Genomic DNA, 18,955 nt, shown 5'->3' with positions numbered 1-18,955 from the left:
CAGGGGCATGCGGGGGATCATTCGGCGCCGGGTCAGGGGGCGCGTGGAGCGTGCGAGTCTGCGCACGGGGCTCAGATGGAAGCTCAGCGCGGCGATCGCGCTGGTCGGCGCGCTGGTGGCGATCGCGCTCAGCCTGGTCGTGCACAACGCCGCCCGGGTGTCGATGCTGGACAACGCGCGCGACCTCGCGCTGGAGCGGCTGCAGATTCCCGAGCGGAACTACGCGCTGAACCGGCACACGAACTTCCCAGGCTCCGCGGTCGACGATCCGAAGCTGCCGCCGGCGCTGCGGGAGAAGGTCGAGGACGGCCGCCGGGCCACCTTCGTGACGGACCACGGCGGCAACGCGCCGGACATCTGGGCGGCCGTGCCGATGAAGGACGGGCACGTGGTGTCCCTGCACACCCGCTTCACCGACCGCAGCACCGACGTGATGAAGGACCTCGACCAGGCCCTGGTCATCGGCTCCATCGCGGTCGTACTCGGCGGCAGCGCGCTCGGTGTGCTCATCGGCGGGCAGCTCTCGGGACGGCTGCGCAAGGCGGCGGCCGCGGCGAACCAGGTGGCCCAGGGCGAGCCGGACGTACGGGTGCGGGACGCCATCGGCGGGGTCGTACGGGATGAGACCGACGACCTCGCGCGGGCGGTGGACGCGATGGCGGACGCGCTCCAGCAGCGGCTGGATGCCGAGCGGCGGGTCACCGCCGACATCGCGCACGAGCTGCGCACCCCGGTGACCGGGCTGCTGACGGCGGCCGAGCTGCTGCCGCCCGGCCGGCCCACCGAGCTGGTCCTCGACCGCGCCAAGGCCATGCGCACGCTCGTCGAGGACGTCCTGGAGGTCGCCCGGCTCGACAGCGCCTCGGAGCGGGCCGAGTTGCAGGACATCATGCTGGGCGAGTTCGTGGCCCGGCGGGTGGCCGCCAAGGACCCGGGCGTCGCCGTGCGGGTGGTGCACGAGTCATGGGTGACGACCGACCCACGACGCCTGGAGCGGGTGCTGATCAACCTCCTGGCCAACGCCGCCCGGCACGGCAAGCCGCCCATCGAGGTCAGCGTCGAGGGCCGGGTCATCCGGGTCCGCGACCACGGCCCCGGTTTCCCCGAGGAACTCCTCGCCGAGGGCCCGAGCCGCTTCCGCACCGGCAGCAAGGACCGCGCCGGCCAGGGCCACGGCCTCGGCCTGACCATCGCCGCCGGCCAGGCCCGGGTCCTCGGCGCCCGCCTCACCTTCCGCAACATCCGCCCCGCAGGCGCCCCCGACCACATCCCGGCGGAAGGAGCGGTAGCGGTCCTGTGGCTACCGGAACACGCCCCGACGGCTACGGGCAGCTACCCGATGCTGCCGTAGGGCACCCGCGCGCGGGGCTCAGTTCGCCCAGCCCTTCGTCATGTCGAGGTCGCCCTCGCGGGGCTGGGTGAAGGAGAACCAGTTGCCGGAGTCGTCGCGGAACAGCGCCTCCGTGCCGTACGGACGCTCCTGCGGCTCCTGGAGGAACTCCACACCGCGCTCCTTGAGCGTCTTGTAGTCGCCGTGGATGTCGTCGGTGGTCAGCACACCGGCGCCGAGCACCCCCTTGGCCACCAGCTTCTTCACCATCTCGGCGGACTCGGGGTCCATCGCGGGCGGCCCGGGCACCATCAGGGTGAGTTCCACGTCGGGCTGGCTCCCGGCGCCCACGGTCAGCCAGCGCATGCCGCCGTCGCCCATCGTGAGGTCCGTGCGGACCTCGAGTCCCAGCTTCTCGGTGTAGAACTCCTTGGCCCGGTCCTGGTCGAGTACCCAGACGGTCGAGATCTTGAGTCCCCTGATCATGGCGCGCTCCTGTCCACGGCGATCGGCTCCTGTACGGCCGACCGGCTTCTGCGCAGCCACCGTAGGCAGGAGCGGACTCAGCCCGCTTCTCCGGAATTGCGCTCCACGGCACCCGGGCCCCTCCGGAACCCTCCCGCCCACAACATGGCGTAGCACCCGGGTATGAGTGCGGCTCCGCGCCCCACGTGCTTCGTCCGGTACTCGCTGGGCGTCAGCCCGGTCCACGCCTTGAACCGGGCGGAGAAGGTGCCCAGGCTGCTGAAGCCCACCAGATGGCAGATCTCGGTCACCGACAGGTTGGCGGTGCGCAGCATCTCCTCGGCCCGCTCGATACGGCGGTGCGTCAGGTACTGGCCGGGCGTCTCGCCGTACGTCTCCTTGAAGGCCCGTATGAAGTGGTAGCGCGAATACCCGGCGTGCGCGGCCACCGCGCCCAGGTCGAGCCCCGGGTCGGCCCAGTCGCGGTCCATGGCGTCCTTGGCCAGGCGCAACTGGCGCAGTTTGTCCATACGGGGATGGTGGCACGAGGCACTGACAACGGCGCCGCGACTTCAGCCGCGCAGCCGCGACTTCGGCCGCCCATGGCGAAGGCCCCCGGGGCGGACACACTCCGGGGGCCTTCGGCTCACTGTCCGGTCAGACGGCCTCGACGACCGGTGCCGGTACCGCGTCGGCGTCGCCCGCCGCGCCGCCCCCCGGCTTCTGCGGTCCGCCCTTGAGCGGGACCTCCTTGACGAAGAAGGCCGCCACCAGCACGACCACCGCGACGACCGCGCCCAGCAGGAACGCCGAGTGCGTACCGGCGGAGACCGCGTGCTGGTACGCCTCCCGGGCCGCCGCCGGCAGCTTCTTCAGGCTGGCCGCGTCGAGCTGCGCGGACTGCATCTTGGAGGCCGCGGAGCCGACCCGCTCGGCCATGACGTCCTTGACCCGGTTGTTGAACAGGGCGCCCATGATGGCGACGCCGAAGGAGGAGCCGAGCGTACGGAAGAGGGTGGTGGACGAGGAGGCCACGCCCATGTCCTTCATCTCCACGCTGTTCTGCGCGACCAGCATGGTGATCTGCATCAGGCAGCCCATGCCGAGGCCGAGGACCGCCATGAACACCCCGGAGGTGAACCGGGAGGTCCCGGTGTCCATCGTCGACAGCAGGTACAGGCCGGTGATCATCAGGACACCGCCGGCGATCGGGAAGACCTTGTAGCGCCCGCTGTTGGTGGTGATCCGCCCGGCGACCATCGAGGTCACCAGCATCGCGCCGAGCATCGGCAGGAGCAGCAGCCCGGAGTTGGTCGCGGAAGCGCCCTGCACGGACTGCTGGTACAGCGGCAGGAAGAGCGTGGCGCCGAACATCACGAAGCCGGTGATGAAGCCGATGACCGACATCAGCGTGAAGTTGCGGCTACGGAAGATGTGCAGCGGTACGACCGGCTCGGCGGCCCGGGTCTGCCAGAACACGAACCCGACCAGCGCGGCGACACCGATGCCGATCAGCTCCATGATCCGCGCGGACGTCCACGCGTACTCCGAGCCGCCCCAGGTGGTGACCAGCACGATCGAGGTGATGCCGATGGTCAGCAGCGCGGCGCCCAGGTAGTCGATGCGGGCCTTGGAGCGCTTCTTCGGCAGGTGCAGGACGGCGCTGACCAGCGCCAGCGCGACCGCGCCGAGCGGCAGGTTGATGTAGAAGGACCAGCGCCAGCCCCAGTTGTCGGTGATGGTGCCGCCGACCAGCGGGCCGCCGATCATCGCCAGTGCCATGACGCCGGCCATCATGCCCTGGTACTTGCCGCGCTCCCGGGGCGGGATCAGATCACCGATGATCGCCATGACTCCGACCATCAGACCGCCGGCGCCGAGCCCCTGAACGGCCCGGAACCCGATGAGCTCACCCATGTTCTGGGCCATGCCGCTGAGCGCGGACCCGATCAGGAAGATCACGATCGAGGTGAGGAAGGTGGCCTTACGGCCGAACATGTCGCCGAGCTTGCCCCAGATCGGGGTCGCCGCGGCGGTCGCCAGGGTGTATCCGGTCACCACCCACGACAGGTGCTCCAGGCCCCCGAGCTCGCCCACGATCGTCGGCATCGCGGTGCCCACGATCATGTTGTCCAGCATCGCGAGCATCATCGCGATCATCAGTGCGAGCAGGACGACCCGCACGCTCCGGGGCTTTTTGCCCTCTGCTCCATCACTTGCCACGATTTGCGCGCCCTCTGTGTCCGCCGCCATCTTTCCCACTCCCCCAGACTGCCACTTACTTGCCGCCCGGCTAGTTGACTACACTGGTGAAGGTAGCGATGTCACTAGCCGGGCGTCAAGTAAGTTTCCGCGGGAGCGCGAGGAGTACGAGGATGGGCGTCACCATGGACGGCACCAAGCAGCAGCGCCGCGGCAACACCCGCCAGCGCATCCAGGACGTGGCCCTCGAACTCTTCGCCGAGCAGGGCTACGAGAAGACGTCCCTGCGCGAGATCGCCGAGCACCTGGACGTCACCAAGGCGGCGCTCTACTACCACTTCAAGACCAAGGAAGAGATCATCGTCAGCCTCTTCGAGGACCTGACGCAGCCGATCCTGGAACTGATCGAGTGGGGCGCGCGACAGCCGCACACGCTCGAGACGAAGCAGGAGATCGTACGGCGTTACAGCCAGGCGCTGACCGGCGCCGAACCGCTCTTCCGCTTCATGCAGGAGAACCAGGCGACGGTACGGGAACTGCGCATCGGCGACACCTTCAAGGACCGCATGCGCGGCCTGCGCGACATCATCATCGACCCCGACGCGCCCCTCGTCGACCAGGTCCGCTGCGTCAGCGCCCTGTTCACGCTGCACGCGGGCATGTTCATCATGCAGGACGTCGAAGGCGACCCCGAGAAGAGGCGCGAGGCCGTACTCGAGGTCGCCGTGGACCTGGTCACGCAGGCGCACGAGGGCGCCCGCGGGACGGGAAGTTAGACGATCACGCCCTTGGCCCGCAGGAAGGGGACCGGGTCGATCGCGGAACCGTAGTTCGGGGTCGTGCGGATCTCGAAGTGCAGGTGCGGGCCGGTGGAGTTGCCGGTGTTGCCGGACTTGGCTATGTGCTGGCCCGTGCTGACGGTCTGGCCGATCCTGACGTCGATCCGCGACAGGTGGGCGTACTGCGAGTACTGACCGTCGGCATGCTTGATGACGATGGCGTTGCCGTAGGCGGGACCGTCACCGGCGCCGTTGCCGCCGGCCTTCACCACGGTGCCGTCGTGCGCGGCGAAGACGTTCGTACCGCTCGGCACGGCGAAGTCCTGCCCGCTGTGCTTGTGCATCCAGTGGCTGCCGGCCTGGTCGAAGCCCGCGGACAGCGTGTACTTCTTCACCGGGTCGACCCAGGCGGGCTTCACGGCGTGCTTGGCAGCGGCGGCCGGCTTGGCGGCGACGGTCTTGGTGGTGGCCGCGGCCTCGTGCGTGCCGGCGGCGCTCGCGACCCCGACGCCCAGCACGGCCGACGCGCCCACGCCTACGGCCAGAGCGGCGACGCGGGTGCGCAGAAGGGACGTACGGGCGGAACGGGACGGGACGCGCTGGAACATCAAAACCTCGTGAGTTCGGGAACGGGGAAACCACCCGACGCGACTGCGTCCAGCGGGTGGCGCCATCCCTTGGTACAGCCCGGCACCATTCACCCCAAAACGGACCAGCTACGGCCATAGGTAGTAAGCGGCCCCGAATCATCCCTACGCCTTGACAGGCGAGAAGCGCGTCGGCAGACCGCCTCCACCCCACCCCCAAGTCCCACTATCTCCACTAGTAACGGACATATCGCCTGTGCGGCATGTCACCGACTCCCAAGACCCACGACCCCCCCGAATGTGACCCGCGCTACGCACCAGACACGGACCAACGGGACGACACCCGGCCGCTGTCGAGCCGGAACCACACGCCTTTGCCCCGCTCGGCCCTGATAGAAGTCCTCGTTCAGGGAAGCCGGCGGAGCCAACTGCCTGAACCTCGCCACCCCACCCCCGCCGGCCCCATCCACCTCCGCGAGAGCGACCACCCCGAGACGATCCTCACGACCACCCCCACCGCCCTGGCCGCCCTCATACGAACCCTCACCGCAAACTCGCATGTTCGGATGACCTGATCCCATTCGCCCCGCGCACGAAGATCACCCTGCGCGACGCTCACGCCATGCTCCAACTCGCCCTCGACGCGAGCAACAACCCGCTCGCCGTGACCAACTACTCGACACTCTCACCCGCCGACCGCGAACTCGTGCCGACGGAAGAGGACTTGGCCCAGGTGGTCCAGCAGGCGATCGACCACGTCGGTCAACTTCCGTAGTGTGACGCACATCTCTGTACGACTACCCCTCAGTAACCTTACGGTTCCCCTCGCGCCACCCTCACGCACGATCATGCCCACGACATCGGCAGCGTATGGAGTGAGAGGAACCCCCCACCGATGAGCAGACGACGCCCCTGGGCGCTGCGCGTATCCGCGACCGCAGTATCCGCGGCCGCCTTCGTCGCCATGGCCGCCCCGGCCGACGCCGCGACGACCGACAGCACGAGCACCACCGCCGCCAAGGTGGACTACGCGACCTGGCAGAAAGACTGCCAGGCGGTCATGGACCAGGCCCTGCCATACCTGGAGCAGCGGATCGCGGCCGCCAAGCCGGGCGAGAAGCAGGCGATCGTCTTCGACGTCGACAACACCACGCTGGAGACCGACTTCGGCTTCAGCTACCCGCAGCCGGCCAACAAGCCCGTGCTGAACGTCGCCGAGTACGCCCAGGAGCACGGCGTCTCCCTGTTCTTCGTCACGGCCCGCCCGGGCATCATCGCCGCGCCCACCGAGTGGAACCTCGAGCACGACGGTTACGAGGTCTCCGGTCTGCGCGTACGCGGTCTGCTCGACCTGTTCAAGGACGTCGCCGCCTACAAGACCGCCCAGCGCGTCGACATCGAGAACGACGGCTACACGATCATCGCGAACATCGGCAACAGCGCCACCGACCTGTCGGGCGGCCACGCGGAGAAGACGTACAAACTGCCGGACTACGACGGGCAGTTGTCCTGAGGTAAGGCGTAACAAAAAGGGGGCTGCCCCGGGACGGAATGTCCCGGGGCAGCCCCCTTCGGGTTGAAGCCGAGCGCAGCGCTTACGCGTCCTTGCTCAGGTTGGGGCCGGCCCCGCCCGCGGCCTGCTCGATCGGCGGGACGTCGGGGAGGGCGGACTTCTCCTCGCCGCGGAAGGTGAAGGTCGTGTTCTCGCCCTCGCCCTCGGTGTCCACGACCACGATGTGACCGGGGCGCAGCTCGCCGAAGAGGATCTTCTCGGAGAGGCTGTCCTCGATCTCGCGCTGGATCGTGCGGCGCAGCGGCCGGGCGCCCAGCACGGGGTCGTAGCCCTTCTTGGACAGCAGCTCCTTGGCGGACTGGGAGAGCTCGATGCCCATGTCCCGGTCCTTCAGGCGCTCGTCCACCTTGCCGATCATCAGGTCGACGATCCGCAGGATGTCCTCCTGCGTGAGCTGCGGGAAGACGACCACGTCGTCGACGCGGTTGAGGAACTCGGGGCGGAAGTGCTGCTTGAGCTCGTCCGAGACCTTGTTCTTCATGCGCTCGTAGTTGGTCTTCGAGTCGCCCGAGGCCGCGAAGCCCAGGTTGAAGCCCTTGGAGATGTCCCGGGTGCCGAGGTTGGTCGTCATGATGATGACCGTGTTCTTGAAGTCCACGACCCGGCCCTGGGAGTCGGTCAGGCGACCGTCCTCCAGGATCTGCAGAAGGCTGTTGAAGATGTCCGGGTGAGCCTTTTCGACCTCGTCGAAGAGGACCACCGAGAACGGCTTCCGGCGGACCTTCTCGGTCAGCTGGCCGCCCTCTTCGTAGCCCACGTAGCCGGGGGGCGAACCGAAGAGCCGCGACACCGTGTGCTTCTCGCTGAACTCCGACATGTCGAGGGAGATCAGCGCGTCCTCGTCGCCGAAGAGGAACTCGGCGAGCGCCTTGGACAGCTCGGTCTTACCGACACCGGACGGGCCGGCGAAGATGAACGAGCCACCGGGACGCTTCGGGTCCTTCAGACCGGCACGCGTACGACGGATCGCCTTCGACAGCGCCTTGACGGCGTCGACCTGGCCGATGACCCGCTTGTGGAGCTCGTCCTCCATGCGGAGCAGGCGGCTGGACTCCTCCTCGGTCAGCTTGAAGACCGGGATGCCGGTGGCCGTGGCGAGGACCTCGGCGATCAGCTCGCCGTCGACCTCGGCGACGACGTCCATGTCGCCGGCCTTCCACTCCTTCTCCCGCTTGGCCTTGGCGGCCAGGAGCTGCTTCTCCTTGTCGCGCAGGGAGGCGGCCTTCTCGAAGTCCTGCGAGTCGATCGCGGACTCCTTGTCCCGGCGGACGCCGGCGATCTTCTCGTCGAACTCGCGCAGGTCCGGCGGAGCGGTCATCCGGCGGATGCGCATCCGGGAACCGGCCTCGTCGATCAGGTCGATCGCCTTGTCCGGCAGGAAGCGGTCCGAGATGTAGCGGTCGGCCAGGGTGGCGGCCTGGACCAGCGCCTCGTCCGTGATGGAGACGCGGTGGTGCGCCTCGTAACGGTCGCGCAGACCCTTGAGGATCTCGATGGTGTGCGGGAGCGAGGGCTCGGCGACCTGGATGGGCTGGAAGCGGCGCTCGAGGGCGGCGTCCTTCTCCAGGTGCTTGCGGTACTCGTCCAGCGTCGTGGCGCCGATCGTCTGGAGCTCACCTCGGGCCAGCATCGGCTTCAGGATCGAAGCGGCGTCGATGGCGCCCTCGGCGGCACCCGCACCGACCAGCGTGTGCAGCTCGTCGATGAACAGGATGATGTCGCCGCGGGTGCGGATCTCCTTGAGCACCTTCTTCAGGCGCTCCTCGAAGTCACCGCGGTAGCGGGAGCCGGCGACCAGCGCGCCGAGGTCCAGGGTGTAGAGATGCTTGTCCTTGAGGGTCTCGGGCACCTCGCCCTTGACGATGGCCTGGGCGAGGCCCTCGACGACGGCGGTCTTGCCGACGCCGGGCTCACCGATCAGGACCGGGTTGTTCTTGGTACGGCGGGACAGCACCTGCATGACCCGCTCGATCTCCTTCTCGCGCCCGATGACCGGGTCGAGCTTGGACTCACGAGCGGCCTGGGTGAGGTTCCGGCCGAACTGGTCGAGGACCAGGGACGTCGAGGGGGTGCCCTCGGCAGGGCCGCCGGCGGTGGCGGTCTCCTTGCCCTGGTAGCCGGAGAGCAGCTGGATGACCTGCTGCCGCACCCGGTTGAGATCGGCGCCCAGCTTGACCAGGACCTGGGCGGCGACGCCCTCGCCCTCACGGATCAGGCCGAGCAGGATGTGCTCCGTGCCGATGTAGTTGTGGCCGAGCTGAAGGGCCTCGCGGAGCGACAGCTCCAGGACCTTCTTGGCACGGGGGGTGAAGGGGATGTGCCCGGACGGGGCCTGCTGGCCCTGGCCGATGATCTCCTCCACCTGCTGGCGGACCGCCTCGAGCGAAATCCCGAGGCTCTCAAGGGCCTTGGCGGCGACACCCTCACCCTCATGGATCAGGCCCAGGAGGATGTGCTCGGTGCCGATGTAGTTGTGGTTGAGCATCCGGGCTTCTTCCTGAGCCAGGACGACAACCCGCCGCGCGCGGTCGGTGAACCTCTCGAACATCGTTAATCGCTCCTCAGAGCGGTCAGGCAGTGGGGGGAACTTCCCCTCCCTGTCCTTCCGCAGCTTAGTCCCGCAAGCGGGGACCGCTCATTCCAACTGCCGACACCGTCGATGGCCTCCTGACCCGTGACGCCGACATCTGCTCCAACCCGATGGTGCGAGACGATGTTCCCGCAGGCCAGGCACTTACCCCTCTCGCCAGTACGCCGATGGCGAACGTGAGACAAGCCCGTCCTGCGCGTCGCCCCCTCCCACTAGGGATGTCTTACCCGTACGCGCTGACAGTCCATGCCGCGCGCACCGGTTCGCTCCGCTATGGGCGAACAACCTTGCGCCCCTACGCGCCCCCCGAGTGCCCCTTTTCGGACACCAGACGCAATCGGTTGTAAACCCAGCGTAACCCGGAGCCTGTTTCGGCGGTTTCTCTTGTCATGGTTGGCACTGCCCCCGTGGTCCCCATGGTCCCCCTCCCTCGTCGACCGCTCGACTCGAACGCCGGAGTCGCGAACGCCGGAGTCCGGCACTGGTACGAGAACGATCTGGGATGGGCCACGGTGCCGGGATCGCCGGGATCGCCGGTACGGCTCGTCACCGGCCTGCGCTTCGACGTCCTGGACGTGCCGGCCGAGGCGGGCGTGGCCGCGCTCAGGCGCCTGGGGCCGGGCTCTCCGGTGGCCGTGCAGGGCGACCGGATGCGGCTGCTGGTGGCCGCGGGCAGCGCCGAGGAGCTACCGGGGCTGCTGGACTGGCTGGAGTGGGGCGTGCCGGCGCTGGATCTGGTGGCGCTGGGCGCGGAGGGGCGCATGGACGCGCCGGCGCCAGTGCCGACGCCTTGCGATCAGGCTGTCCTACAGGGGGCCGCCGTGTGGCTGCGGCCCCCCGAGCCGGGGCGCGAGGTCGAGGCCTCGTTGCCGACGCTGTCGGCCCTGGGGGGCGGCGCGGGCGCCCCCGATCTCGTACGACTGGTGGACACGGTGGCAACGCATTGTCACCGGGTCCGGCTGCGGCGCGTGTGCGCTCAGCCGTTGGCCTTCTCGTAGGCCTCGCGGATGGTCGCGGGAACACGGCCGCGGTCATTGACCTCGTAACCGTTCTCCTTCGCCCAGGCGCGGATCTGCGCGGTGTCCTGGCTGCCGCCGGAAGCGGCACGGGCCTTTCCACGCCCACCCGCGGAACGGCCTCCGGTACGACGACCGCCCTTCACATAGGGCTCGAGAAGTCCGCGCAGGTTGTCCGCATTGGCGGTCGTGAGATCGATCTCGTATGTCTTGCCGTCCAGCGCGAACGTGACGGTCTCGTCCGCCTCGCCACCGTCGAGGTCGTCGACAAGAAGGACCTGAACCTTCTGTGCCACCGGATTTCCTTTCATCGATAACGTTAGGGCCGGGGGTGTGCGGCGCCCGCCGTTTCGCCGACCCCCTGTTATATGCAGTACTGCAGTACGTCGGAAAGCAAACCGCTTTTGCCGGAAAAACACAAACCCCTGGGAGAGACTCAGGGACCGCTCAAGACCGGAAACATGCGCGTTTCGGACATAGGGCGCGCGGGCATTGCCCGATGATCACAGATGCAGAAGCATCCGGCTGTTGCCCAAGGTGTTCGGTTTCACTCGTTCGAGACCGAGGAACTCCGCGACGCCCTCGTCATAGGAACGCAACAGCTCCGCGTAGACATCGGTGTCGACGGGTGTCTCGCCGATCTCCACGAAGCCGTGCTTCCCGAAGAAGTCGACTTCGAAGGTCAGACAGAAAACGCGGCGAACGCCGAGCCAGCGGGCGGTCTCGACCAACTTCCCCAACAACTGGTGGCCGACGCCGGCGCCCTTCAGTCCGGGCTTCACGGCGAGAGTGCGCACTTCCGCGAGGTCTTCCCACATCACGTGCAGAGCGCCGCAGCCGACGACCTCGGCGTTGTCGTCACGTTCGGCGACCCAGAACTCCTGGATGTCCTCGTAAAGCGTCACGGTCGCTTTGTCGAGCAGGATGCGGTCACGGACGTACACGTCGAGGAGGCGGCGCACGGCCGGGACATCGCTGGTCCTCGCCCGCCGGACGGTGATGGCTTTTGCGGTGACTTCGGGACGCTCTGCTGACATGAGCGGACGCTATCGCCCGCCGGGCTCCCGCACCGAGCCGGGGTTCTCGTCGCCGGTATCGGGGCTGGTTTGGGGGGCGGTATCGGGGCTGGTATCGGCCCTGGTATCCGCCGGGGCGCTATCCGTGGGGCCCTGGACGATGCGTACGGCGTCCCTGAGGGCCTGGCGCTGTTCCTCGCTCATCATCCCGAAGAACGCGACGAGAGCGGCGGCGGGGTTGTCGCTCTGCGACCAGGCGTCGTTCATCAGTGCGGCGGCGTAGGCGGCCCGGGTGGAGACGGCCTCATATCGATAGGCCCGGCCTTCCGCCTCGCGGCGCACCCAGCCCTTCTGATGGAGATTGTCCAAAACGGTCATGACCGTGGTGTACGCGATCGACCGTTCTCGCTGAAGGTCTTCCAGGACTTCTCGAACGGTCACCGGGCGGTTCCACTTCCACACCCGCGTCATGACCGCGTCTTCGAGTTCTCCCAATGGCCGGGGCACACCTCAGAACAATAGTGGGAGATCCCGGCAATGGCGTGCCGGACGTACGCTTTCCGCGTGAACGCGAACAAAAGGGGCGTACGTCGCGACCAGCCGCGCGTGTCTTTCTCAGGCGTCGGTGCCGGCGGGGGCCTGGCGGGCGCCGTCCGTGCGCGCGAGCGCGGCGTCGACGGCCGCGTCCTCCTTGGCCTTGGCGGCGCCGCCCTGGGTCTTCACGATCACCCTGACCACACCGATGAAGAAGATGGCCATGACGACCGGGGGTACGAGCGCGGAGACGTAGTCCATGCGTCCAGGGTAGCCACGTGCATTCGCCCGACCCGGCAGGGGTGCGCTCAGACGGCGGCGAGCTGCCGGGAGGGCTCCTCGGACGGCGGGGCCGGCTTGCGGCGCGGGAAGACCTCTCCAGGGGTCGGAATGGGCCGCGCCGGCCGGGGTGTGACGGGCTCGGCGGGCTTCTCAGCGGGCTCGTCAGCGCCGTCCTCGCCCGATTCCCCCGGTTCTCCCGGCTCCCCCGATTTCGCGGACCGGCCCTTCGGAAGGGCCGACAGCGGCGTACGGCAGGCCGGTACGGTCACGGCGCACCTCTCCAGCAGCGCCGCCGCGGCCGGATTCCCGCGCAGGGCCCCCAGCGCGGCCAGATCGTCGGCCGTCGGCCGGTGCCCCGCGCGCAGCGCCTCGTCCAGGAGCGCCAGATAACCGGCGGCCGTGCCGGGCAGCGCGGCCCGGAACCTGGCCAGATCGGCCACCACGAAGGCGCGCAGCCTTGCCCCCTCGCGCATCGCCTCGTCGAGCGACTCGGCGAGCCGGAAACACTCCTGCACGTCCTCGGCCGAAGCCGGGCCGGGATGAAGGGCAAGGGCGAGAGCGCGGCGGAGCACACGCAGCTCCTCCACACCGAACGCCATGCCGCCGCGGGTTCCGTATGGCGTGGGCATGCGCCGACGATACGCGCTAATCAGACAAACTCGACATAAGAGGCTGGTGTGGCGCGAGTGCTCCACCCGTCCGGAGCCGCTTCCCCGATCACCCCAGCCACTCCCGGCCCAGCCGGCCTGCCGTTCGGTCCGAAGCGCGCCCACAGGACGGCGCCCCCTTCCGGGCGCAGGGACCCAAGCCCCGCACAGCCCCGGCGGGGGCGAGGCTCGGGATCCGCGCCCGCTCGCCCTCACATGCGGGACACGTTCCGTTCGTACACCAACCGCAGCCCCACCAGCGTCAGCCACGGCTCATGCTCGTCGATGACGGAGGACTCGCCCAGAACCATCGGCGCCAAGCCGCCCGTCGCGATCACGGTCACCTCGTCCGGATCGTCGGCCAGCTCCCGTGCCATCCGGCTCACCACGCCGTCGACCTGCCCGGCGAACCCGTACACGATCCCGGCCTGCATCGCCTCGACCGTGTTCTTGCCGATGACGCTGCGCGGCCGGGCCACCTCGATCTTGCGGAGCTGTGCGCCCTTGACGCCGAGCGCCTCGACCGAGATCTCGATGCCGGGGGCGATGACCCCGCCGACGTACTCCCCGCGCGCGGACACCGCGTCGAAGGTCGTGGCCGTACCGAAGTCCACGACGATCGCCGGCCCGCCGTACAGCTCGACGGCGGCGACCGCGTTGATGATCCGGTCCGCGCCGACCTCCTTGGGGTTGTCGGTGAGGATCGGCACGCCGGTCTTCACGCCGGGCTCCACCAGCACCGCGGGCACGTCCCCGTAGTACCGCCGCGTCACCTCACGCAGTTCGTGCAGCACGGACGGCACGGTCGCGCAGATCGCGATCCCGTCGATCCCGTCGCCCAGTTCGTCGCCGAGCAGCGGGTGCATGCCCATCAGGCCCTGGAGCAGCACCGCCAGCTCGTCCGCCGTCCGGCGCGCGTCCGTGGAGATCCGCCAGTGCTCGACGATGTCCTCGCCGTCGAACAGGCCGAGCACCGTGTGCGTGTTGCCCACGTCGATCGTGAGGAGCATGGCCGTTACTCCGCCTCGCGCAGGTCCAGGCCGATGTCCAGGATCGGCGAGGAGTGGGTCAGGGCCCCGACGGCCAGGAAGTCGACGCCGGTCTCCGCGTACGCGCGCGCGTTGTCCAGGGCCAGCCGGCCCGAGGCCTCCAGCAGCGCCCGCCCGTCGACGAGCGCCACGGCCTCCTCGCACTCCATCGGCGTGAAGTTGTCCAGCAGGATCAGGTCGGCGCCCGCGTCCACGACCTCGCGCAGCTGGTGCAGGGTGTCGACCTCGACCTCGATCGCCACCTCGGGGAAGGCCTCGCGTACGGCCTTGAAGGCCTGCGCGACCCCGCCCGCGGCCACGACGTGGTTGTCCTTGACCAGGGCCGCGTCGGAGAGCGACATACGGTGGTTGACGCCCCCGCCGCAGCGCACCGCGAACTTCTCCAGCGCCCTGAGCCCCGGCGTGGTCTTGCGGGTGTCCCGCACCTTCGCCTTGGTGCCCTCCAGCACGTCCGCCCACGCGCGCGTGGCGGTCGCGATGCCCGACAGGCGGCACAGGATGTTCAGCGCGCTGCGCTCGGCGGTCAGCAGGTCACGGGTGCGCGTGGTGACCGACAGCAGCTTCTGCCCGGCCGCCACCGGGTCGCCGTCCTCGACGTGCCGCTCGACCTCGAACTCGTCCGTGCAGACGACGGAGACGACGGCCTCGGCGACTCTGAGGCCCGCCACCACACCGGCCTCACGGGCGGTGAAGTCGGCGGTGGCCACCGCGTCCTCGGGGATGGTCGCGACCGTCGTCACGTCCACACCGTGGGCGAGGTCCTCCTGGATGGCCACGTTGGCGATGTCCTCGACCTCGACCGGGTCGAGTCCGGCGTCGGCCAGGAGCTGTGCGAGCGCGGGGTCGAGCCCGCACTCCATGTACTCGTCGTATCCCTCGTCACCGCCCGCGCCGCAGGCGCAGCCGTCGCCGCAGCCGCCGGACGGGGCGAGGGGAAGGTCGGGGGTGCTCACGTGACTCACTGCTCCTGGGGACGCTGATGCTGCCGGGTAGGGGGGAAGTCTGCGGTGTCGGTGGTGTGCACGGCCAGCGACCGGTCGGGATTCAGCCGTACGACGATGTGGCGGCGCCAGTTGGCGTCGTCGCGGTCGGCCCGGTCCTCGCGCCAGTGGCAGCCGCGGGTCTCCTCGCGCAGCCGCGCGGCGGCGACCAGGACGCGGGCCACGCACAGGAGGTTGGTGGACTCCCAGGTGTCGACGCCGGGCTCGGCGGTCTTGCCGTTCTCGTCGAGGGCGTCGCGGGCCTCGGAGTGCAGCCGCTGGAGCTGGTCGGCGGCCCTGGCGAGGGACTCCTCCGAGCGCAGCACACCCGCGCCCTCGGTCATGATCCGCTGGATCGCGAAGCGGGACTCGGGGGCGAGCAGGGGGTGCGCCGGCCTCTCGGGGTCCGGTACGGGCTCGGGCACGCGCGCGTGAAGGCCCTCGACCGCGTGGCCGGCCGCGATGTCGGCGGCGATGCGCTCGGCGTAGACCAGGCCCTCAAGGAGGGAGTTGGAGGCGAGCCGGTTGGCGCCGTGCACGCCGGTGCAGGCGACCTCGCCGCACGCGTACAGGCCCGGGACGGTGGTCCGGCCGTGGGAGTCGGTGCGTACGCCCCCGGAGGCGTAGTGGGCGGCCGGGGCGATCGGGATGGGCTCGGTGACCGGGTCGATGCCGTTCGCGCGGCAGGCGGCCAGGATCGTCGGGAAGCGGTGCTCCCACATGTCGGCCCCGAAGTGCCGGGCGTCGAGGTACATGTGCTCGGCGCCCTGCTCCAGCATCCGCCGCAGGATGCCCTTGGCGACGATGTCCCGGGGCGCCAGCTCGGCCAGCTCGTGCTGCCCGGCCATGAAGCGCACGCCGTCGCCGTCGACCAGGTGGGCGCCCTCGCCGCGCACCGCCTCGGAGACGAGCGGCTGCTGACCCTCCGCGTCCGGGCCGAGGAACAGCACGGTCGGGTGGAACTGCACGAACTCCAGGTCGGAGACCTCCGCGCCCGCGCGCAGCGCCAGCGCCACGCCGTCGCCGGTGGACACCGACGGGTTGGTGGTCGCGGAGAACACCTGGCCCATGCCACCGGTCGCGAGGACCACCGCGGGGGCGTGCACGGCGCCCACGCCGTCGTGCTGGCCCTCACCCATGACGTGCAGGGTGACACCGGCCGTACGGCCCTCGGCGTCGGTCAGCAGGTCCAGTACGAGCGCGTTCTCGATCGTGCGCACCCCGCGCGCGTGCACGGCTTCCACGAGCGCCCGGGAGACCTCCGCGCCGGTGGCGTCGCCGCCCGCGTGCGCGATCCGGCGCCGGTGGTGGCCGCCCTCGCGGGTGAGGTGGATGTCGCCCTCGTCGTCGGTGTCGAAGTGCGCGCCGGTGGAGATCAGCCGCCGTACGGCGCCGGGTCCCTCGGTGACGAGGATCCGGACGGCCTCCTCGTCGCACAGGCCCGCGCCCGCCACCAGGGTGTCGTCGAGGTGCTGTTCGGGGGTGTCGCCCTCGCCGAGGGCCGCGGCGATGCCGCCCTGGGCCCAGCGGGTGGAGCCGTCGTCGAGGCGGGCCTTGGTGACGACGACCGTGGTCAGTCCCGCCGCCTCGCAGCGCAGGGCCGCGGTGAGGCCGGCCACTCCGGAGCCGACGACGATGACGTCCGCGGAGATGGACCACCCGGGGGCGGGGGCGTGCAGTCGTATGCCTGTGCTGGTGCCTGTGCTGGTCACGAGGCGGCTCCGAGGGTTCCGAAGGTGAGGGTGAGGTTGTCGATCAGCCGGGTCGTGCCGACCCGGGCGGCGACGGCGAGGACGGCTTCACCGGTGAAGTCGTCGCCGATCTCGGTGAAGTCGGACGGGTCGACCAGGGCGAGGTAGTCCAGTGCGAGCGGCGGGTCGAGCCGGGCGGCCTCGTCGAGGATCTGGCGGGCCGCCGCGCGGACGGCCGCCGGGCCGCCCGGGGCCGCCTTGGCGACGGCGTGCGCGTCGGCCGCCGCGCGGGACTCCCCTATGGCGCTGAGCGCCTCGGCACGCGCACGCGTGGCGGGCACCTCGCGGGCCCGCGCGAGCAGCGCCTCCTGGGCGACGTGCCGGTCGCGGCCCGCGAACAGGGCCAGGGACAGGGAGAGGGCCGTGCGCCGCTCCCGGGGCGAGAGGTAGCGGTTGCGGCTGGACAGGGCCAGGCCGTCCTCCTCCCGCACGGTCGGTACGCCGACGATCTCCACGCCGAAGTTCAGGTCGCGCACCATGCGCCGGATCAGGGCCAGCTGCTGGGCGTCCTTCTGCCCGAACAGGGCCACGTCGGGGCGGGTGAGGTGCAGCAGCTTGGCGACGACGGTCAGCATGCCGTCGAAGTGCCCGGGCCGGGAGCCGCCCTCCAGGCGTTCGCCCATCGGGCCCGCGGAGACCCGCACCTGGGGTTCGCCGCCCGGGTAGACCTCGTCCACGGCGGGAGCGAACACGGCGTCCGCGCCGGACTGCTCGGCGAGCTTGAGGTCGGCGTCGAGGGTGCGCGGGTAGCGGTCGAGGTCCTCACCGGCGCCGAACTGCAGCGGGTTGACGAAGACGGTGACGACGACCTCGCCGTCCGGCCCGGCGAGCTCGCGCGCGGTGCGGATCAGTGTGGCGTGGCCCTCGTGCAGGGCGCCCATGGTCATCACGACGGCGCGGCGGCCCTCGCGCACGCGCGCGTGCAGCTCGTCGGCGGTGCTGAGCAGGGCGGCGGTCATCGCAGGTCTCCGTTCCCGGGCGCGCACGTCGCCGGGCGGCCCTCCGTCGCGGTCTTGGACCCGGTCCCGGTCATCGGCCGTCTCCCTCGGCTCCGCCGGACCCCTCGGTGCCGTCGGATCCGCCGGATCCCCCGGTGCCGTCGGATCCCGTGGCGCCGGCCGCCCCGTCGGCGAGTACCCCGAGGAGGTCCTGAGCGAGCTCGGGCTTCAGCAGTCCGTGGGCGAGCGCGCGGTCGGCGGTGGCGCGGGCCATCGCCAGATAGCCGGCGACGGCCTGCGGGGCGTGCGCCCGCAGCTCGGCGACGTGCGCGGCGACGGTGCCCGCGTCCCCGCGCGCGACGGGCCCGGTCAGCGCCGCGTCGCCGGAGCGCAGGGCGTTGTCCAGGGCGGCGCCCAGCAGCGGGCCGAGCATCCGGTCGGGGGCCTCGACACCGGCCGTGCGCAGCAGCTCCATGGACTGGGCGACCAGGGTGACCAGGTGGTTCGCGCCCAGGGCGAGGGCGGTGTGGTAGAGCGCGCGGTTCTCCTCGGCGATCCACTCGGGCTCGCCGCCCATCTCGATCACGAGGGCCTCGGCGGCCAGCCGCAGTTCCTCGGGCGCGGTGACGCCGAAGGAGCAGCCTGCGAGCCGCTGGACGTCGACGGGGGTGCCGGTGAAGGTCATCGCGGGGTGCAGGGCCAGCGGCAGCGCGCCCGCGCGCAGGGCGGGTTCGAGCACCTTGGCGCCGTACCGCCCGGAGGTGTGCACGAGGAGCTGTCCCGGGCGTACGGCCCCGGTCTCGGCGAGGCCGGTGACGAGGCCCGGCAGCGTGTCGTCCGGCACGGTCAGCAGGACCAGGTCGGCGCGCTGGAGGACCTCGGCGGGCGGCACGACGGGCACGTCCGGCAGCAGGAGCGCGGCCCGCCGCCGGGAGGCGTCGGAGACGGCGGAGACCGCCACCGGGCGGTGCCCCGCGAGTTGGAGGGACGCGGCGAGCGCGGGACCCACGCGGCCGGCGCCGATGACGCCGACGGTGAGCCGCGCGGGGCGGTCCTTGGAGTCTTGCTGGTGGACTGTGGTCACGCGACGACGGCCTTCCCGTTCCAGTCCGCTCTGGGTACCGGACGATTTCTCGTCATGTTAACGCTATCGGGTCGAGAGGCGGTCGGTTGTCCACAGGCTGTGGGTTTCCGCACACGGCTCGGGAACGGTAGA

Annotated in this window: 20 protein-coding genes; 5 read left to right on the top strand and 15 right to left on the bottom strand. The window is 70.3% G+C overall.

Annotation, left to right across the window (positions count from 1 at the left end; translation table 11 throughout):
• The first annotated feature begins 7 nt into the window (after window positions 1–7).
• Entirely contained in the window at window positions 8–1,351 is a 1,344-nt protein-coding gene (gene cseC / locus ACH45E_RS11215) for a two-component system sensor histidine kinase CseC (RefSeq protein ID WP_361445974.1), read from the top strand.
• 18 nt (window positions 1,352–1,369) lie between these two features.
• Here the strand turns inward: cseC and ACH45E_RS11210 are convergent, their stop codons facing one another.
• The 3 genes from ACH45E_RS11210 to ACH45E_RS11200 form a co-directional block, all read right to left on the bottom strand.
• On the bottom strand, window positions 1,370–1,816 hold the full coding sequence (locus tag ACH45E_RS11210) for a VOC family protein (RefSeq protein ID WP_361445977.1): 447 nt from the start codon (window positions 1,814–1,816) through the stop codon (window positions 1,370–1,372).
• A 77-nt stretch (window positions 1,817–1,893) separates the two neighbouring features.
• Window positions 1,894–2,325: a helix-turn-helix transcriptional regulator gene (locus tag ACH45E_RS11205; RefSeq protein ID WP_361445980.1), complete on the bottom strand. Its 432-nt coding sequence runs from the start codon at window positions 2,323–2,325 to the stop codon at window positions 1,894–1,896.
• Window positions 2,326–2,452: 127 nt separating this feature from the next.
• Window positions 2,453–4,048, bottom strand: coding sequence for an MDR family MFS transporter (locus tag ACH45E_RS11200; protein WP_361445983.1), 1,596 nt, complete (start codon window positions 4,046–4,048; stop codon window positions 2,453–2,455).
• 122 nt (window positions 4,049–4,170) lie between these two features.
• Between ACH45E_RS11200 and ACH45E_RS11195 the strand changes: the two genes are divergently transcribed.
• Window positions 4,171–4,773: a TetR/AcrR family transcriptional regulator gene (locus ACH45E_RS11195; RefSeq protein WP_361445986.1), complete on the top strand. Its 603-nt coding sequence runs from the start codon at window positions 4,171–4,173 to the stop codon at window positions 4,771–4,773.
• Here the strand turns inward: ACH45E_RS11195 and ACH45E_RS11190 are convergent.
• The gene (locus ACH45E_RS11190) at window positions 4,770–5,384 is read right to left on the bottom strand and encodes a M23 family metallopeptidase (RefSeq protein WP_361445989.1); all 615 of its coding nucleotides are present in this window, start codon (window positions 5,382–5,384) and stop codon (window positions 4,770–4,772) included. The genes ACH45E_RS11195 and ACH45E_RS11190 overlap by 4 nt on opposite strands.
• Before the next feature lie 601 nt (window positions 5,385–5,985).
• Between ACH45E_RS11190 and ACH45E_RS11185 the strand changes: the two genes are divergently transcribed.
• The gene (locus ACH45E_RS11185; RefSeq protein ID WP_361445992.1) at window positions 5,986–6,138 is read left to right on the top strand and encodes a hypothetical protein; all 153 of its coding nucleotides are present in this window, start codon (window positions 5,986–5,988) and stop codon (window positions 6,136–6,138) included.
• A 120-nt stretch (window positions 6,139–6,258) separates the two neighbouring features.
• Complete coding sequence (locus tag ACH45E_RS11180) at window positions 6,259–6,876, top strand: HAD family acid phosphatase (RefSeq protein ID WP_361445995.1); 618 nt, start codon at window positions 6,259–6,261, stop codon at window positions 6,874–6,876.
• Between the two features lie 82 nt (window positions 6,877–6,958).
• On the opposite strand, the gene ACH45E_RS11175 is transcribed toward ACH45E_RS11180, so the two are convergent.
• Window positions 6,959–9,484: an ATP-dependent Clp protease ATP-binding subunit gene (locus ACH45E_RS11175; protein ID WP_361445998.1), complete on the bottom strand. Its 2,526-nt coding sequence runs from the start codon at window positions 9,482–9,484 to the stop codon at window positions 6,959–6,961.
• 431 nt (window positions 9,485–9,915) lie between these two features.
• On the opposite strand from ACH45E_RS11175, the gene ACH45E_RS11170 reads away from it, so the two are divergent.
• On the top strand, window positions 9,916–10,524 hold the full coding sequence (locus tag ACH45E_RS11170; RefSeq protein ID WP_399040442.1) for an SCO3374 family protein: 609 nt from the start codon (window positions 9,916–9,918) through the stop codon (window positions 10,522–10,524).
• Here ACH45E_RS11170 and ACH45E_RS11165 read toward each other — a convergent pair.
• From ACH45E_RS11165 to ACH45E_RS11120, 10 genes are all read right to left on the bottom strand, one after another.
• Window positions 10,503–10,838, bottom strand: a complete 336-nt coding sequence (locus ACH45E_RS11165) for an Lsr2 family protein (protein WP_361446004.1) — start codon at window positions 10,836–10,838, stop codon at window positions 10,503–10,505. The two genes, ACH45E_RS11170 and ACH45E_RS11165, sit on opposite strands and share 22 nt — an antisense overlap.
• Before the next feature lie 207 nt (window positions 10,839–11,045).
• Entirely contained in the window at window positions 11,046–11,579 is a 534-nt protein-coding gene (locus ACH45E_RS11160) for an amino-acid N-acetyltransferase (RefSeq protein ID WP_361446007.1), read from the bottom strand.
• A 9-nt stretch (window positions 11,580–11,588) separates the two neighbouring features.
• On the bottom strand, window positions 11,589–12,029 hold the full coding sequence (locus ACH45E_RS11155) for a BlaI/MecI/CopY family transcriptional regulator (RefSeq protein ID WP_399040440.1): 441 nt from the start codon (window positions 12,027–12,029) through the stop codon (window positions 11,589–11,591).
• 144 nt (window positions 12,030–12,173) lie between these two features.
• Window positions 12,174–12,353, bottom strand: a complete 180-nt coding sequence (locus ACH45E_RS11150; protein WP_361446013.1) for a hypothetical protein — start codon at window positions 12,351–12,353, stop codon at window positions 12,174–12,176.
• Between the two features lie 47 nt (window positions 12,354–12,400).
• Complete coding sequence (locus ACH45E_RS11145) at window positions 12,401–13,003, bottom strand: hypothetical protein (protein ID WP_361446016.1); 603 nt, start codon at window positions 13,001–13,003, stop codon at window positions 12,401–12,403.
• A 230-nt stretch (window positions 13,004–13,233) separates the two neighbouring features.
• Entirely contained in the window at window positions 13,234–14,031 is a 798-nt protein-coding gene (locus ACH45E_RS11140) for a type III pantothenate kinase (protein ID WP_361446019.1), read from the bottom strand.
• A 5-nt stretch (window positions 14,032–14,036) separates the two neighbouring features.
• Entirely contained in the window at window positions 14,037–15,023 is a 987-nt protein-coding gene (nadC, locus tag ACH45E_RS11135) for a carboxylating nicotinate-nucleotide diphosphorylase (RefSeq protein ID WP_361446022.1), read from the bottom strand.
• A gap of 5 nt (window positions 15,024–15,028) precedes the next feature.
• A complete protein-coding gene (locus ACH45E_RS11130) occupies window positions 15,029–16,762 on the bottom strand; it encodes an L-aspartate oxidase (protein ID WP_361446025.1) in 1,734 nt (577 codons plus the stop codon).
• On the bottom strand, window positions 16,759–17,760 hold the full coding sequence (gene panC / locus ACH45E_RS11125) for a pantoate--beta-alanine ligase (protein ID WP_361446027.1): 1,002 nt from the start codon (window positions 17,758–17,760) through the stop codon (window positions 16,759–16,761). The genes ACH45E_RS11130 and panC overlap by 4 nt, the downstream gene beginning before the upstream one ends.
• Before the next feature lie 70 nt (window positions 17,761–17,830).
• Window positions 17,831–18,823, bottom strand: a complete 993-nt coding sequence (locus ACH45E_RS11120; protein ID WP_361446029.1) for a DUF2520 domain-containing protein — start codon at window positions 18,821–18,823, stop codon at window positions 17,831–17,833.
• Window positions 18,824–18,955: the final 132 nt, after the last annotated feature.

Origin of the sequence: Streptomyces sp. NPDC020299 (genome assembly GCF_044387825.1) — a bacterium.
GTDB lineage: Bacteria > Actinomycetota > Actinomycetes > Streptomycetales > Streptomycetaceae > Streptomyces.
The sequence above is the reverse complement of the archived record's forward strand: the minus strand, read 5'-3'. Positions and strand labels throughout refer to the sequence as shown.